This is a genomic window from Paraburkholderia fungorum, assembly GCF_046027605.1.
GTDB classification, from domain to species: Bacteria; Pseudomonadota; Gammaproteobacteria; order Burkholderiales; family Burkholderiaceae; genus Paraburkholderia; species Paraburkholderia fungorum_F.
Genome location: NZ_JAQQEF010000001.1, coordinates 262251 through 276659, shown reverse-complemented (window position 1 = coordinate 276659; position 14409 = coordinate 262251). Strand labels below are relative to the sequence as shown.

Below are 14409 nucleotides of genomic sequence, written 5' to 3'. Positions count from 1 at the left end.
AAAGTCTCTCGCATCCATCGTTCTGTGTGACAGAACGATGTTCTATTAAATGAATGCGCCGAGGTTAGTCTGTGTGACGCTTGCCAGGAATTCGGGGTTTTACCTAGTCAGTCAAACGGCCATCCGCTCCAGCATCGCGAGAAGGGTGTCGAATGAAAGCGGCTTGCGCGCGTACTCGATGGTCGGATTCGGCTGCACGGGGATATCCGCGGCGGCGCTGCACAGGATGATCGGAATGGCGCGCAGATCGGGGTCGTTGTTCAATATGGCGCACAGTTGCAGCCCCGACATGATCGGCATCATGCAGTCCGACACGATGATGTCGGGCCGGGTCTTGCGGATCAGTTCCAGTGCGGCGGCCCCATTGGACGCCGTCAGCACGGTATAGCCGTGCCGCTCCAGCAACAGTCGCCAGACCGTAAGGATGTCGAACTCGTCGTCCACGACCAGGATGGTTTTCATGAGCGGCTACGTATCTCGTCGCGGTGTCAGCACGGCAGCGAGGCCTTGCGGGGGAAACACGCCGGGCGTGCCGCCCGGGTCGCCGATTACGTCGAGGCCCTGCGACGAAATCACGAGTTCGCGCAGCGACGTGTCGTGCGCGCTTTCGCGCTGCTTGACCACGGAGATCATGCGTCGCAAACCCGTTTCCGTTTCGGCGTAGCGCAAGAGCACGAGGTTCTCGGTCAACGCGGAGACCCGCACGCTCTTCGCGTGGCCGGGGCCGGCATAAAGCGGCAATTCTTCCGTCAGGATCGTGGTGACGCAGGCTTCACGCAGTTGATGAAGCAGCGCGTTCAGTAACAGGCCGAAGCGTTCGGTCCGCAGGGCCGAGTCGCGAAAGCCTTCCACGCCGTCGATCACGAGCCGCTTCGCTCCGGTCTGCCTGACCATGGCCAGCGCGTTCGCCGCGACTTCGTCGACTGCCAGTTCGATGGCCGGCTGCCATTGAATCATGAGGCGGCCGTCGTGGTAGGCGTCGGCGAGAGCGATCGAGACAGCCTCGGCTTTGCCGATCAGCCGCTGCGGGCCTTCATAGAACCCCAGATACAGGCAGGGTTCGCCGCGCGCCACGCCGGCTGCGAGAAACTGCAGACAGAGCAAGGTTTTGCCGACACCTGATTGCCCGATCAGCGTGGTCGTGGAGCCTTGGGCGAAACCGCCGCCAAGCAGGTTGTCGAGATGCGGGAGGCCGAAGCCGAGCCGCGTTTTCAGATCGACCGGACCCGATTGCACCGCGCCCTTCGACTCCAGACGCGGAAACATCAACAGTCCGCTTTCGGCGATGCGAAAGAAATGCTTGCCCATCAGATGGTTGCGCGCCCGCATCTTGTGCACTTCGATTTCGCGTGCGCGGCGCATGCCGTCGTTATAGCGGTTCAGTTCGATCAGGCCGTCGACCAGCGTGTGCTCGGGATGCGGTTCGTTGCCGGACAGCGGCGCGAGCAACAGCGTGGTGCAATTCATGGCCGCGACCAGCGCATTCAGTTCGTGGATGAACTTCGACAGCGACAACTCGGTTTCGCTGAATTCGCGTGCACTGCGAAAGCCGTCGATGATCATGAGGCTCGGCCGGTAGTCGTAAATGCTCGACGCAATCAGCTTGAGGAAGCCATCGAGACCGCCCTGCATCAGTTCGTGATAGCCGGAGACGAACAGCATTTGCTGGGCGACCGCGGTTTCGTCGAAGAAACTCAGGCCTCGGAGATGCGCCAGCAATTTGTCGTGCGACTCGGCGATCAAGGTCATGTACAGCACCTTTTCGCCCCGGCTCACACGATGAAAACCGATCTGGCTGGAGAGAATCGTTTTGCCCGCGCCGGCCATGCCTTCCAGCAGATACACGCCGCCGCTGACCAAGCCTCCACCCAGAATTTCGTCAAGACCGGGGACACCTGTTTCCACGTTGGACCGGGAGGATGTCTGAGAGTCGCGGATAGTCATTGTCGGTATGTCGTTCAAAATGCGGAGGTGCGATAGCGTGCAACGAGACTGCGCATCGCTCAAACTAACCGTGTCAGCAAGCTGCGTTCCAGCGCGGGGGCCGCATGGTGCGTGTCGGCCGCGGGTGCAGGGGACCCCGCCTTGGCCCGCGCCCACATGGCCGACGAGGTATCGGCGCGCATCGCAATGCGTGCGCGAAGGGTGCGGGCGACAGGCAGGTATTGGCGCAGTGCGGAAGCGGTTTTTTCAAAACGATGCAAATCTGCAGGCGACGGCGATTGCCGCGGCGCCACGACAGGACCGCTGCCGCACGGCAATCGCGCTTCGCCGTATACAATTCGGCTGCGCCTGATTTCCGCCCAATACTGACCTGATCCAAATCCATGCCGAATCCGACCCGGGCCTTTCTTCTCGGCCCGCTCCTGAAAGGCGTTTCACGCTCCTTCTATCTCACCCTGCGCGTGCTGCCCGTCGGGATGCGCGATCCGATCGGCCTCGCGTATCTGCTGGCGCGCGCGGCCGACACGATCGCGGACACCTCGCTGATCTCGCCCGAACAGCGCCTTGCATTGCTGTTGTCGCTGCGCGACCAGGTCAACGGCACGTCGGACGACGGCGCGCTGTTCCAGCGCATGGCTGCTGAAGTAGCGGGCCAGCAGGTCCAGTCGGATGAAAAGGTCTTGCTGGAATCGCTCGGTCCCGCGCTCAAGGTGCTTGCGCAACTGAGCGAGTCGGATCGCAAGGCGGTACGTGAGATCGTGTCGACGCTGACCGAGGGCATGGAATTCGACCTTCGCACATTCCCCGACGAACGTTCCGGCCAGATTGCCGCGCTGCGCGAATACGACGAACTCGACCGCTATACGTATCTCGTCGCGGGCTGCGTCGGCGAATTCTGGACCACCATGACCTACGCGCACCTGCCCGGCACGCTGAAAGAGCGGCCCGACACGATGGCGCGCCGCGGCGTACGTTTCGGCAAGGCGCTGCAGATGACCAACGTGCTGCGCGATTGCGGCAAGGATTTGCGAATCGGCCGCTGTTATCTCCCGCAGACGATGCTCGACCCTTATGGCCTCAGTGCGCAAGATCTGCTCGAGCCGGCGAATTCTCTTCGCGCCCGGCCTCTGATGATCGAACTCGTGCGCAAGACGCTGGATCATTTCCGCGAGGCCCTGGACTACACCCTGGCGATTCCCGCGTTGTCGGTGCGTTTGCGCCTTGCCTGTTTGTGGCCGATTCTGATTGGCCTCGATACGCTGCTGTTGCTGGTGGATAACGATGCCTGGCTCGACCCGGCCAAGGTCTCTAAAGTGCGGCGCAATCAGGTGTATCGGATCATCGCGTCGTCGCTGCTGCTGGTGCCCTCGAATGGCCTGGTACGCAAATCGGTTGAAGCGCGGATCGAGCAGATCGAGGCCCGGCTCTGAGCCTCTGTTTCGCGATACGAAGTAGTTCGCTACGTCGCGCGCGAACCTGATCGGCCAACAGTACCCCAATGGATATCGCGTTTGCGTGCGGCGCATGTACCTCGTATGTGCCTCGTACGTGCCTCGTACGTGCCTCGTACGTGCAGTGTGGGCGAGCGTACTGAATAAAACCCCCACGGGCCGTAGTTTGGCGGACAAAACCTCCTTGTCCGATTCCAGACTTCCATGGCACCTACCGGCAAACAACAACATTGCGACACGTTGGACCTGATCCGCGCGCTGGCGGCAGGCGTGGTGTGCGTCAGTCATTTGCGCAATCTGATGTTTGTCGACTACCGCGCTAGCACGGGTATCGGACTCGCGGGCAAGGCCTTCTATTTCATCAGCAACTACGGTCACACCGCGGTGATTGTTTTCTTTCTGCTGAGCGGCTATTTCGTCGGTGGCTCGGTGCTGCGGCAGGTCGAAGCGCGAACATGGAGCTGGCAGCGCTATCTGACCGAGCGCATGTCGCGGCTATGGATCGTGCTGATTCCGGCCTTGCTGCTGACGTTGTTCTGGGACCGCATGGGCATCGCGCTCGCAGGCGGGCCTTTTTATCTCGGCACCGAAGGCACCTTCGACCAGCAGATCAACGTCGCCTCGCATCTCGGCCAATCGACACTGCTGTGCAATCTCGTGTTCTTGCAGACGCTCACGTGCGGCACCTACGGCTCGAACGGACCGCTATGGAGCCTTGCCAACGAGTTCTGGTACTACATGTGGTTTCCCGCCTGCTATGTACTGTTGCGCCAGCGCCGTGGCTTCAGTGCGATCGTTGCAGGGGTGCTCGCGCTGGGCACGATGATCGCGTTTCCGTCGCTCCTGAGCGGATTCGGATTGTGGATGCTTGGCGTCGTACTCGTGTTGCTTGAAAAGCGCTTTCCGGCGCGCAGCGCGCGCACGGGTTTGCCGTGGTTCACGCTTGCCAGCGGGGCCGTTTTTCTTGCGGCACTGGTGTTGGCGCGCGTACTCCTGTTGAGTAACGACTGGATCGTCGGTGTGCCGTGTTTCGTATTCCTGCGTTGCATACTCTGGGAAAACGTTCGCCTGGGTCCCGCGTCCCTATCGCGAGTCGCGATTATCTTTTCCGGCTTCTCCTATTCGCTGTATCTGACGCACTTCTCATTCATTCTGTTTGTGGCTGCGGTCGTGTTCGGGCAGCGCATCCAGTTCGACGGCCGCGGCGCGCTGGTGTTCGTGACCATGCTGCTTGTCTGCTATGGGTACGCGTTCGCGGTGTACCTGCTGTTCGAACAGAACACGAAACGGGTGCAACGTGGTATTCGGCAGTTCCGTTTTCTGCGGGCCAAGCCTGATCCAGCCACGCCGCATAGCTGATCTGTGTAGCATTGCCACGCGATTTAATCTGCATCACGGAATGGCCATCAATCGGGAAACCCCTAGCATCCTGCATCGATGGTTCGCGTTAGTCTCTTCAAAAGAGGAGACAATCCATGAGACAAGCGTTCAATATTGCAGTGGTGTTGTTGCTTGGCTATCTGATGGCGGATAGGGCGCTGATGCGCGCCCAAGCGGGAGAAATGGGAACAATAACGTGCCATCAGGGCGCGGAACTGGTTAAGTCGAATGCGTTGAAAAAAGGTTTCGGTGACGTCGGCGCCAGCAGTCAGGGAGAAAATTTCCTGTCGAGCTGTCTCGTCACGGGGCGTGGCCAGGTAGGCGACCTGATCGCCCGCGAATGATGCAAACAGCGCGGGGTCACTGAGGCTCCGTCGAGGCGTAGCGCATAGAGAGAAAAAGTGCCCAGCCCGTGAGGGTTCAGGCGCAGTCGTCGGGAGCTCGATGACAGAGGTATCGGATACAGAACTGGCCCGCGATTGGGAACATTCGATCGCGGGCCAGTTCATTTGAATCAGGGCGCGCGGCTATTTGCGCGCTTAATTGCCGAAGTAAATCGACTTTGGATGGCGCGCTGGCGCCTGGTGGCTTAGTGGCCCGACTGCGACGCGCCGCTTACCCCACCGCCGTAGCTGGCTTGCGCCCCTTGTGCGGTGGCGTTTTGCGCGGCGACACGCGCTTGCGCAGCCTGGATGTCATTCGGGTAGTACGGGTCGGAGAAGTTCGGCCGGTAGCCGGCCTTTTCGAGTTGAATCAGTTCTGCGCGCACCTGGGCGCGGGTCACGGGCTGATTGGACTGCGCAAACGAGACAACGGGAGCGGCCAGCACAGCGGCGACAACAACTGCTTGAATGAGCGATTTCATGATGAATTACCTCCAGTTCGGTCTTTTTGGTGCTACGAGCGATCTTGTTCGCACTCAGTGATTACATTGTAGTTTTGCGATCTGGCGGGAGTAATCACTAATTCAGGCAAGGTTTGTTGCTAAATTTGATACAAAAGACGAGGCTCGAGAGAGGGGAAGTATCTTGCCGAGGAGCCATTCAAGTATCGACCACGCATTCTGAATCGGAAAGCGCGAAATGAAAAAAGGGCGCCGCCGGCGCCCTTTCTCTCTACACGATCTGCCAGTCGACTCAAACCGCCGCCGGCCGCCACTTCAACAATCTGTGTTCAACCGCGGTCAACAGATAGTCCGCAGCCAGCGCGACCACCGCCAGCACGATCATCGCCGCGAACACCCCGCTTGCATTGAACGCGCCTTGCGCGGTGGAGATCAGCAGACCGATCCCTTGCTTCGAGCCGAGGAACTCGCCCACCACCGCACCGACCAGCGCAAAGCCGAAGCTCACGTGCAAGCTGGCAAGAATCCAACTCAACGCCGACGGAATCACCACCGAGGTCGTCACCTGACGGCGCGACGCACCCAGAATCTGCGCATTCGCGATCATGTAGCGGTCCGCTTCGCGCACGCCCTGAAACGCATTGGCGAACACCACGAAAAACACCATCACCACCGCCAGCGCCACCTTCGAAGCCATGCCAAGACCGAGCGCAATCACGAACACCGAGCCGAGCACCACGCGCGGAATCGAGTTGGCGATCTTGATGTAGAGGCTGAACACGTCGGAGAGCAGCTTGTTGCGGCCGAGCACGATGCCGCAGAACACGCCCGCCACCGAACCGATAATGAAGCCGAGGCCGGTTTCCTCGAGCGTCACCCAGACCTGTGTCAGGAGCGGTCCTTGCGACGTGCCGTTCACGAACCAGTCGACGATCTGATCGAAGATCGCCGTCGGCATCGAGAAGAAGAATGGGTCGATCCACTTCAGGCGCGCGGACAGCTCCCACCCGCCGAGCACCACCACCAGCACGACAATCCGCAGCGTGATCACGAGCGCATGGCGTTGCCGGATGCGTTTTTGCGCGATGCGTTCGACTTGTGCGAGCGAGCTTGCATCAATACCCGAAGGCATCATGTGTTGAGGGGTCGTAGACATGTTTGCCGTTCCTTGATTAACCGATCTGCACTTCTTCGCGCAGGTCATGCCAGATGTCGCGCGAGATTTCGATAAAACGCGGGTCGTAGCGAACCTCCGACGTGACGCGCGGACGCGGCAGGTCGATTTCGTACACTTTCTTCAGCGTCGCCGGGCGCGCGGTCAGCACGAACACACGATCCGCGAGCGCAATTGCTTCTTCGAGATCGTGCGTGACGAATACCACCGAGCCCGCGCCGCCCCACAGTTGCAGCAATTCATCCTGCATCAGCGTGCGGGTTTGCATGTCGAGCGCCGAGAAGGGCTCGTCCATCAGCAGGATTTCCGGCTTGTTGATGAAGGTTTGCGCCAGCGCCACGCGCTTTCTCATGCCGCCCGACAGTTGATGCGGATAGTGCTTGCCGAACTTGTCGAGACCGACACGGCGCAACCATTCGTTTGCTTCGTCGTAGGCGGCGGATTTCGAGCGGCCGCGATAGAGCGGGCCGGCCGCCACGTTGTCGATCACCGAACGCCACGGAAACACCGCGTCCGCCTGAAACACGAAGCCGATACGCGGATCGATGCCGTCCACCGGCGCGCCCATCACGCGCACTTCGCCGGTGGTCGGCTTCAGCAAGCCGGTGATCATGCTGAGCGTGGTCGATTTGCCGCAACCCGTCGGCCCGACAACCGCGACAAACTCGCCGCGCGCCACCGACATGCTGAAGTCGCGCAACGCGATCGTCGCCTTGCCATCCGGAGAAATGAAACGGCACGATACGTTGCGCAGCTCGATGGCGGGCGTATCGCGTGACATAGGTTGATTCATCGGCTGGGGCCTCGCGGTTTGCTTGATGTTGATAGGGCGTTGCTTCCAGGGCGTTATTTCGCCGCGGTCTTGACCGCCGCCGACACGTAGTCGTTGGTGTAGGTCTTGGCGAGGTCGATATGCTTACCCTTCACTGAAGGATTGAATGCCGATAGCACCTTCAGGACGGTATCCGGGCCGTCCGCGGGCATCTTGCCGTCCTTCGTGAACATCGGCAGAGAGGCCTTCAGCGCGCCCACGTACAGATCCTTGTTGTTGCCGTAGTAGTCCTTCGGCATCTTCGCGGCGATCTCTTCCGCGCTGTGCGTGGCGATGAAGTTCAGCGTCTTCGCGAAGGCATGCGAGAGCTTCGCCGCGTCGTCCTTGTGCGACTCGGCCCAGGCGCGCTGCACGTAGAAGCTCGAAGCCGGATAGGTGCCGCCGAGCGCGGCGCGCGTGCCTTCCAGCGTGCGCATGTCGACCAGCACCTTGGCGTCGCCGGTCTTCAGCAACTGCGAGACGGTCGGCTCGGTGGTCATGCCGGCCTCGATCCGGTTCTGCTTGATGGCGGCGATGAAGCTGTTGTCCGCGCCCACCGGCAGCAGCGTGTATTGCGTCGACGGCACGCCCGCGCGTTGCGCGAGGTATTGCGTGAGGAAACTGGTTGACGAGCCGAGACCGGTCACGCCGAGCGTCTTGCCCTTCGAGTCGGCCATGCTCTTGAACGTGTCCGCTGCCTTGGTGGAGACCATTTCCACTTCACCCGGCACCTGGCCGAAAATCACCAGCGCCTGGATTTCCTTGCCCTTGCTCTGCAGGTCGATGGTGTGATCGTAGAAGCCCACCACGCCTTGCACCGCGCCCGCGAGCAATTCGTTTTCCGCATCCACGCCGGCCGGTTGCGAGAGGACTTCGACGTCGAGGCCTTCGTCCTTGAAGTAGCCGAGCTGTTCCGTGAGCTTGGCCGGCAAATAGATGATCTTGGTAGCGCCGCCGACCATGATCGTCAGCTTCTCGGCATGGGCCGCGGCTGATGCGGCGGCAAGGGTGAACGCAACACCTGATACAGCGGCAATCTGGCGCAAGGTACGCATGAAGCAGTCTCCTTAGGTTTGTTCGCCGCGGGATGCGGAAATGCGGCGCTTTCTGATGAATGACGGGGATTATAAAAATTGGAAACCTTCTGGCAGCTTTCGGGGCAGTGGGCAAATCATGGGTGTTAACCCGAGAATTCACCACAACCTCGTGGTGTCCCCGTGGAAAACCCCATGACGTGTGACGCAAACCCCACGCCGCGCGCAAAGCCCTTGTTTTACGGCACAATCGGCGTCCTGACTTTTGCCGCTCTTTTGCCGCTCATTTGCCCTCCTATTCGCCGTTCCCGCCATGAAGCTGCTGCTCATCGAAGACAACCCCACGCTGGCGCACTGGCTCGCGAAGATGCTGGAGCAGGAGGCGTTCGCGCTCGACGCCGTGCAGGACGGTGACGCCGCCGACCGCTTGCTGCGCACCAATCACTACGATGTGATCCTGCTCGACCTGAATCTGCCGAAGCTGTCAGGCAAGAATGTGCTGCGCCGTTTGCGCCAGCGCGGTGACGCCACGCCGGTGCTGATCCTGACGGCGAGCGGCTCGATCGATGAAAAAGTGGAGCTGCTCGGCGCCGGCGCGGACGATTACCTCGTCAAGCCTTTCGAGGTGCGCGAGCTGATTGCGCGGATCAAGGTGGCGATCCGGCGTCAGTCACCGTCGAAATCGAGCGAGGTCGTGTGCGGCGATCTCGCGTTCGACATCGACACGCGTCAGTTCACGCTGAAGGGCGCACCGCTGAACGTCACGCCGCGCGAGCGCTCGGTGCTCGAAACGCTGATCCTGCGGTTGGGCAAGACGGTGACGAAGCCGGCACTCGTCGACGCGATCTTCACGCTCGCCGACGAGCCGAGCGAGGACGCGCTCGAAATCTACATTTCGCGGCTGCGCAAGAAGCTCGACGGCAGTTCGGCAGCGATCGTCACGTTGCGTGGGCTGGGTTATCTGCTGCGCAAGAAAGAAGATGACCAATAGCCTGCGCATGCGTCTGCTGTGGTGGCTGCTGCTGCCGCTCGCGTTATACGTGTTCGTCACCGGCAAGGCGGAGTACGACAACGCGCGGCGTACGGCCGATCTCGTCCAGGACAATCAGCTCATTTCGTCGGCACGGATGATCGCGGGCGAAGTGGAATGGGTAGACGGTTTTCTGCGTGTGGACGTGCCGCCCGCCGCGCTGGAAGTGTTCGTGTCGCCGTATCACGATCAGGTGTTCTACAGCGTGAGTGTCGACGATGGCCGGCTGCTGGCGGGCATACCGGATTTTCCGCAGCGCGCGCCGCTCTCGCCCGACACGGCCGATCACTACGACGCCGAACTTAACGGTCAGCCGGTGCGCGCGGTCGGCCTCGTGCGCCTGATGTACGACAACGGCGCGACGCGCCGCGTGCGAGTCACAGTCGGCAAGACCGTACGCTCGGGCGATGCGATGGCGCAGCAGTTGTGGCAGCCGCAACTCGTGCGGCAGATCGAAATGATCGTGCTCGCGGTCGCGCTGGTCTGCATCGGCCTCACCTTCGAACTGCGGCCGCTGATGAAGGTGAAGGAGGACGTGGTCGACCGTGATCCGATGCAACTCGAGCCGATTCGCGTCGAGCGCCTGCATACCGAGTTGCGGCCTATCGTCGAAGCGATCAATCAATGCATCGCGCGGCTCGGCGTTCAGGTGGCCGCACAACGGCGTTTTATCGCCGACGCCGCGCACCAGTTGCGTACGCCGCTCACGTTGCTCGGTACGCAGTTGCAGTTCGCGCGTCAGCAGGACGGCCTGAATCCCGCGCTCGACGAAGCGCTCGCCGCCATGCACCGCAGTAACCGTTCGATGGTCGGACTCACCAACAAGCTGCTGTTGCTCGCGCAGGCCGAAGCCGCCGACAACACGCAACTCGCGGTGGAGGCTGTCGATCTGGTGTCGCTCGCGATGGAAGTGGTGGAAGATCTTGCGCTGCTCGCGCAGGCCCGCGACATCGATCTGGGCGCGGAGCTGAATGGCCCCGCGCAGTTGGCCGGGCATCGCGGCCTGCTTCAGGCGCTGATCGCCAACCTCGTGGAGAACGCAATCCGCTATACCGGCAGCGGTGGCCATGTCACCGTGGCGGTCAGTGGGCAGGCCGACACCGTCACCGTGTCGGTGCTGGACGACGGCCCCGGCATTCCGGCCGAGTCGCGCAGCCGCGTGTTCGAACCATTTTTCCGGGCGTCGGCGGATACCGACGGAACCGGGCTGGGTCTCGCGATCGTGCGCGAAATCGCGGACGCGCATCACGGTGAGATTGTGCTCAAGCCGGGCGACGGCGGTAAAGGCGTGCATGTAAGCGTCTCGTTTCCGCGTGCGGCGGCGGAAGGACTTCGGGCCGAATAAATCGGCCGTTTTAAATCGATCGCTTCCGCTTTAAAGCCTGGCGAACCTCGGCGGTTGCGAAGTGCGCGCAATAAAGAATAAAGGCCGGCCGAAGACCACCGGCGAACCAATGGTTCGCCGGTGAATCGATATGGGATGCGAAGCAATACTTGCCAATAATTCAGCAGGTCGCAAGCGCCGAGCCGCACAGGGGCAGGCGCTCATTCACCTGATCTAGCAAGCCTGATCGCTTCCAGGTCATATATCGAAGATAGCAAGTCTGTTGCGGCGGAAAGGTTGCTGGCAATCTGTGCCATTTTTCTTTTGTTTGCAGAACCCAGAGTATTGCGTCGAGAATTTCACGATCGCTGCGACGGGGTCGCCCGCGTCCGGACGGAGCCACTGGAAAAAGACTCTGGACACGCGCCCAATCGGCGTCGGTGAGAGGAATCTGGAGCATCTGCTGCCTTGTGTGACTGTGTGGGGTCGCAGTTATTGCATGCTGCGTTGTTGCCGATACTAGTAAATCTTTTTTTTCCGGTCAAATTATATTGGTGCAGCGCGATATCTTAAGTCAACGCTTGTTGTATGGCTATCTTGTTCGGGATGCTTCATACCGTGTTGGAGCGCGTGAAAAGATGGATCTGTGATAACGGTTTTCAGCTCGCTACGCAAGGCAACCGTAACGTCGACGCAGAACGCCACGTAACGTTCGCATTCGTACAAACGTTTGCCAATAGACATTACGTTTAGACAGGTTTGATCGTATCGCTGCAAAGCATTGTCTAATAAGGTTTATTGACGCGTGTCGCCGTTTAGTTGCAAAGTGAACGCATTTCTTGGCACGACATGTGCATACGTTTGCGGGGTTAAGAATTTGCGTTTCCACCATGCTCTCGCTCAACTATGAAAAGCCTGTGTCGCTCGTCACTCCGTTCAGTGCACGGACCCCTTGCGTTGAACAAACCGCTTGGGACGACTCGAGCGATGATTCCATGGCGCTGAGCGAACTTGAACGCCGGGTCCGTGAAGGTCTGCGCGCCGGCGAGTTTCATCTTGTGTTTCAGGGTGTTTACCGCACGGCGAGCGGAACGCTGGCGCGCCTCGAAGCGCAGGTCCGATGGACGCACCCCGACTACGGCGTGCTGCTGCCAGGCATTTTCATGATGCCGCTCGCTCACCCGCAGGTTGAACGGGAGATGACCTTGTTCGTCATCGACAGCGTATGCCGTGAGTTGCGCGGCTGCCTCTCGTCGAAGATGGCGCTGCCGCCGGTCGCGATCACGGTGCCGGCTCAAGTGGCCGTACTCGAAACGTTTGCCGGCGAGCTCGCAGACATCGCGCGCTCGTATGGTGTGCCGGCTAATCGGCTTGAGATCGAAGTGCCCGATAGCGCGGATGCTGCACGTCTGCTGTCGTTGCGTACCTTGACGGCAGGCCTTCGCTCGACGGGAGCCGGCATCGCGCTGGGCAAGTGGGGCAGTGGAGCGTCTTCGCTGGCGCTGCTCGGCGCACTCGACGTGGACACCATCACGCTCGCGCCTGAACTGATGGCCGCAGTGCCGTGTGATCCTCGTGCCTGCGTGGTGATATCGGCGGTACTGGATTTGCTCGACGTCCTTGACGTGCAGGTCGTGGTGAACGGCGTCGAAACCCGGACGCAGTTGCAATGGCTGAGTTCGTGGCCAAAAGCCTTGGCGCAAGGGTTCCTGTTCTCGCGTCCACAAGCTGGCTTGGCCAGCGTGCTCGCACCGGATTGCGAACCGTGACCACGGCACAGGACCTCCGTAATGTCTTGTGTGCAATACCGTTGAATCGAGCATCCGCTGCTCGCTGAACATCGCGCGTGCTCTCGCCTTTCATGCGGCTGACGTGAGCGTCTGTCTTATTCGAACACACGTCCAATCCTCGCGAACAATCCATTCCTCGCGATCCATTCCGCGTAGGCACGATAGTCGGGATCGTTCATCAGATGCCGTTCTTCGGTTTTGGCGCGCAGGAAGTACAGCAGGTTCACGGCCACGAGTGCGGCGCAGTGCGTGAGCGCCGGGCGCCAGCCCAACGGTTCGATGAATGGCACCGTGACCATCCAGTAAGACAGATTCTTCGTGAGATAGGCAGGATGCTTGGTGAAGCGGTATGGACCCGAGGTGATGATGCCGCGATTGGTGAGGTTCGAAAATCGCAAGCCGAACGAGATCGTGGCGAGCGCATAGCACAACAGCAAGGCGATGATAACCGTGCCCCAGATCACCCGGACAAGCGGCAGCGAAGCGAGCCAGCTGTCCCATAGCACTGAGCCTTCATAGTGAATGTACTGGTTTGCAATCAGCGACCAGAACGGCTGATAGCAGATCAGTGCCGCGAGCCAGCCGAGCGTGGTCGGCTCCGCGCTGCGCACGTGACTGTCGAGTATGCGTAGCGTGCACAGATAGCCTACCGTGCCGACCATCAGGTCCATCGCGAACGACAGGTCGTACATGAACCTGAACGTCGCGAGCGAAAACGGCGCGTTCAGCGCGTCGGTCAGCAACGCATTGAGATGATCCGCATTGCCGGCGAGATAGACGATCATCAGCGGCAGGAAGAACGCCTTCACCATCCAGCCGGCCAGCATTTCGCGCACGGGCCGCCAATTCGCGGGACGTTCGCCGCGAAACAGCAGACGCGCCCACAGGAGATACGCGTCGTCGGCTTCGCGCTGATGCCGGTCCATCCATGCAAAGTAGAACGGCGCCGCGATGATCACATACGGCGCGAGCGTGCTGAGCAACGACCAGAAGGGGTCGTAGAACGCCCCGTGATATTCCGGCAACAGCCAGTAGAGCAGACCGATGCCTGCATAGACGGACGCCAGCGCGGCAAGGCGCAAACCGATTCGCGCGAGGCTCAGGGGCCGCACCGCGTTGGCGGCAAGACCGGCGCTCGGCCGCAGATAGACGCGCGCGACGAATAGCTCGTAGGCGGCGATCGGAACGATGATCGCGAGACAGGCGACGGTGCTGCGCGCCGCGCCGTCCAGTGCGGTGCTGTCGCGCAGCAGCCAGAGCGTGACAAGGCCGGCGACGATCCCGATGAGGCCGACCGAAAACGGTGTTGCCGAGCGCGGACGTGAGTCTTGTATGTGCGCTACGGTGTCGAAGGTGGAGTGCATGTCATCCTCGTATTCATGACATAGAAGGCGGCCGGACTTTTTATTTTTTAAGGCCCGGCCGCCGCGCCGAAGTCGTTGTTGCGAAGTACTGTTGCGAAGCCGTGCAGCGAAGCCGTGCAGCGAAGTTCTGCTGCGAATGCTGCTGTAGAGCTACTGCCGCGAATTGCTGCTGCGAACGCTGCTGTAGAACTACCCTTGCGAATTGCTGCGGCGGCATTACTCCCTCGAATTGCTGCCGCAGAATTCCTGATGCGAATGGCGCC

14 protein-coding genes are annotated in these 14409 nt (G+C 60.7%); 6 read left to right on the top strand and 8 right to left on the bottom strand.

The window, feature by feature from the left end:
• Positions 1–111 precede the first annotated feature (111 nt).
• Positions 112–462, bottom strand: a complete 351-nt coding sequence (locus PQR53_RS01160) for a response regulator (protein ID WP_408450738.1) — start codon at positions 460–462, stop codon at positions 112–114.
• 6 nt (positions 463–468) lie between these two features.
• Positions 469–1944: an ATPase domain-containing protein gene (locus PQR53_RS01155; RefSeq protein ID WP_408450736.1), complete on the bottom strand. Its 1476-nt coding sequence runs from the start codon at positions 1942–1944 to the stop codon at positions 469–471.
• 383 nt (positions 1945–2327) lie between these two features.
• Here PQR53_RS01155 and PQR53_RS01150 point away from each other — a divergent pair, with 383 nt between their 5' ends.
• From PQR53_RS01150 to PQR53_RS01140, 3 genes are all read left to right on the top strand, one after another.
• A complete protein-coding gene (locus PQR53_RS01150) occupies positions 2328–3374 on the top strand; it encodes a phytoene/squalene synthase family protein (RefSeq protein ID WP_408450734.1) in 1047 nt (348 codons plus the stop codon).
• A gap of 225 nt (positions 3375–3599) precedes the next feature.
• Complete coding sequence (locus PQR53_RS01145) at positions 3600–4754, top strand: acyltransferase family protein (RefSeq protein ID WP_408450732.1); 1155 nt, start codon at positions 3600–3602, stop codon at positions 4752–4754.
• Between the two features lie 116 nt (positions 4755–4870).
• Positions 4871–5119 carry a hypothetical protein gene (locus PQR53_RS01140; protein ID WP_408450730.1) on the top strand — a complete coding sequence of 83 codons (249 nt, stop codon included), beginning with the start codon at positions 4871–4873 and terminating at the stop codon, positions 5117–5119.
• 245 nt (positions 5120–5364) lie between these two features.
• On the opposite strand, the gene PQR53_RS01135 is transcribed toward PQR53_RS01140, so the two are convergent.
• The 4 genes from PQR53_RS01135 to PQR53_RS01120 all read right to left on the bottom strand — a co-directional run bounded on the left by PQR53_RS01135 (position 5365) and on the right by PQR53_RS01120 (position 8659).
• Positions 5365–5640: a DUF4148 domain-containing protein gene (locus tag PQR53_RS01135; protein WP_408450728.1), complete on the bottom strand. Its 276-nt coding sequence runs from the start codon at positions 5638–5640 to the stop codon at positions 5365–5367.
• A 271-nt stretch (positions 5641–5911) separates the two neighbouring features.
• Positions 5912–6775, bottom strand: coding sequence for an ABC transporter permease (locus tag PQR53_RS01130; protein WP_408450726.1), 864 nt, complete (start codon positions 6773–6775; stop codon positions 5912–5914).
• Between the two features lie 16 nt (positions 6776–6791).
• Positions 6792–7586 carry an ABC transporter ATP-binding protein gene (locus PQR53_RS01125; RefSeq protein ID WP_179740497.1) on the bottom strand — a complete coding sequence of 265 codons (795 nt, stop codon included), beginning with the start codon at positions 7584–7586 and terminating at the stop codon, positions 6792–6794.
• 53 nt (positions 7587–7639) lie between these two features.
• On the bottom strand, positions 7640–8659 hold the full coding sequence (locus PQR53_RS01120; protein WP_408450724.1) for an ABC transporter substrate-binding protein: 1020 nt from the start codon (positions 8657–8659) through the stop codon (positions 7640–7642).
• A gap of 292 nt (positions 8660–8951) precedes the next feature.
• On the opposite strand from PQR53_RS01120, the gene PQR53_RS01115 reads away from it, so the two are divergent.
• Both PQR53_RS01115 and PQR53_RS01110 read left to right on the top strand, forming a co-directional pair.
• Positions 8952–9629 carry a response regulator gene (locus PQR53_RS01115; protein WP_408450722.1) on the top strand — a complete coding sequence of 226 codons (678 nt, stop codon included), beginning with the start codon at positions 8952–8954 and terminating at the stop codon, positions 9627–9629.
• Complete coding sequence (locus tag PQR53_RS01110) at positions 9619–11013, top strand: sensor histidine kinase (RefSeq protein WP_408450720.1); 1395 nt, start codon at positions 9619–9621, stop codon at positions 11011–11013. Before PQR53_RS01115 ends, PQR53_RS01110 begins: the two co-directional genes overlap by 11 nt.
• Before the next feature lie 160 nt (positions 11014–11173).
• On the opposite strand, the gene PQR53_RS01105 is transcribed toward PQR53_RS01110, so the two are convergent.
• Positions 11174–11452, bottom strand: coding sequence for a transposase (locus PQR53_RS01105; protein ID WP_408450718.1), 279 nt, complete (start codon positions 11450–11452; stop codon positions 11174–11176).
• Between the two features lie 535 nt (positions 11453–11987).
• Between PQR53_RS01105 and PQR53_RS01100 the strand changes: the two genes are divergently transcribed.
• Positions 11988–12761, top strand: a complete 774-nt coding sequence (locus PQR53_RS01100; RefSeq protein ID WP_408450716.1) for an EAL domain-containing protein — start codon at positions 11988–11990, stop codon at positions 12759–12761.
• A 116-nt stretch (positions 12762–12877) separates the two neighbouring features.
• On the opposite strand, the gene PQR53_RS01095 is transcribed toward PQR53_RS01100, so the two are convergent.
• On the bottom strand, positions 12878–14146 hold the full coding sequence (locus tag PQR53_RS01095) for an isoprenylcysteine carboxylmethyltransferase family protein (RefSeq protein ID WP_408450714.1): 1269 nt from the start codon (positions 14144–14146) through the stop codon (positions 12878–12880).
• Between the last annotated feature and the right edge of the window lie 263 nt (positions 14147–14409).

Excerpts from the sequence above, each read along its gene's own strand:
- PQR53_RS01100 (WP_408450716.1), top strand. The coding sequence starts at position 11,988 with ATGGCGCTGAGCGAACTTGAACGCCGGGTCCGTGAAGGTCTGCGCGCC.
- PQR53_RS01095 (WP_408450714.1), bottom strand. The coding sequence starts at position 14,146 with ATGCACTCCACCTTCGACACCGTAGCGCACATACAAGACTCACGTCCG.
- PQR53_RS01115 (WP_408450722.1), top strand. The coding sequence starts at position 8,952 with ATGAAGCTGCTGCTCATCGAAGACAACCCCACGCTGGCGCACTGGCTC.
- PQR53_RS01105 (WP_408450718.1), bottom strand. The coding sequence starts at position 11,452 with ATGCTCCAGATTCCTCTCACCGACGCCGATTGGGCGCGTGTCCAGAGT.
- PQR53_RS01155 (WP_408450736.1), bottom strand. The coding sequence starts at position 1,944 with ATGACTATCCGCGACTCTCAGACATCCTCCCGGTCCAACGTGGAAACA.
- PQR53_RS01145 (WP_408450732.1), top strand. The coding sequence starts at position 3,600 with ATGGCACCTACCGGCAAACAACAACATTGCGACACGTTGGACCTGATC.
- PQR53_RS01110 (WP_408450720.1), top strand. The coding sequence starts at position 9,619 with ATGACCAATAGCCTGCGCATGCGTCTGCTGTGGTGGCTGCTGCTGCCG.
- PQR53_RS01150 (WP_408450734.1), top strand. The coding sequence starts at position 2,328 with ATGCCGAATCCGACCCGGGCCTTTCTTCTCGGCCCGCTCCTGAAAGGC.
- PQR53_RS01125 (WP_179740497.1), bottom strand. The coding sequence starts at position 7,586 with ATGAATCAACCTATGTCACGCGATACGCCCGCCATCGAGCTGCGCAAC.
- PQR53_RS01140 (WP_408450730.1), top strand. The coding sequence starts at position 4,871 with ATGAGACAAGCGTTCAATATTGCAGTGGTGTTGTTGCTTGGCTATCTG.
- PQR53_RS01160 (WP_408450738.1), bottom strand. The coding sequence starts at position 462 with ATGAAAACCATCCTGGTCGTGGACGACGAGTTCGACATCCTTACGGTC.
- PQR53_RS01135 (WP_408450728.1), bottom strand. The coding sequence starts at position 5,640 with ATGAAATCGCTCATTCAAGCAGTTGTTGTCGCCGCTGTGCTGGCCGCT.
- PQR53_RS01120 (WP_408450724.1), bottom strand. The coding sequence starts at position 8,659 with ATGCGTACCTTGCGCCAGATTGCCGCTGTATCAGGTGTTGCGTTCACC.
- PQR53_RS01130 (WP_408450726.1), bottom strand. The coding sequence starts at position 6,775 with ATGTCTACGACCCCTCAACACATGATGCCTTCGGGTATTGATGCAAGC.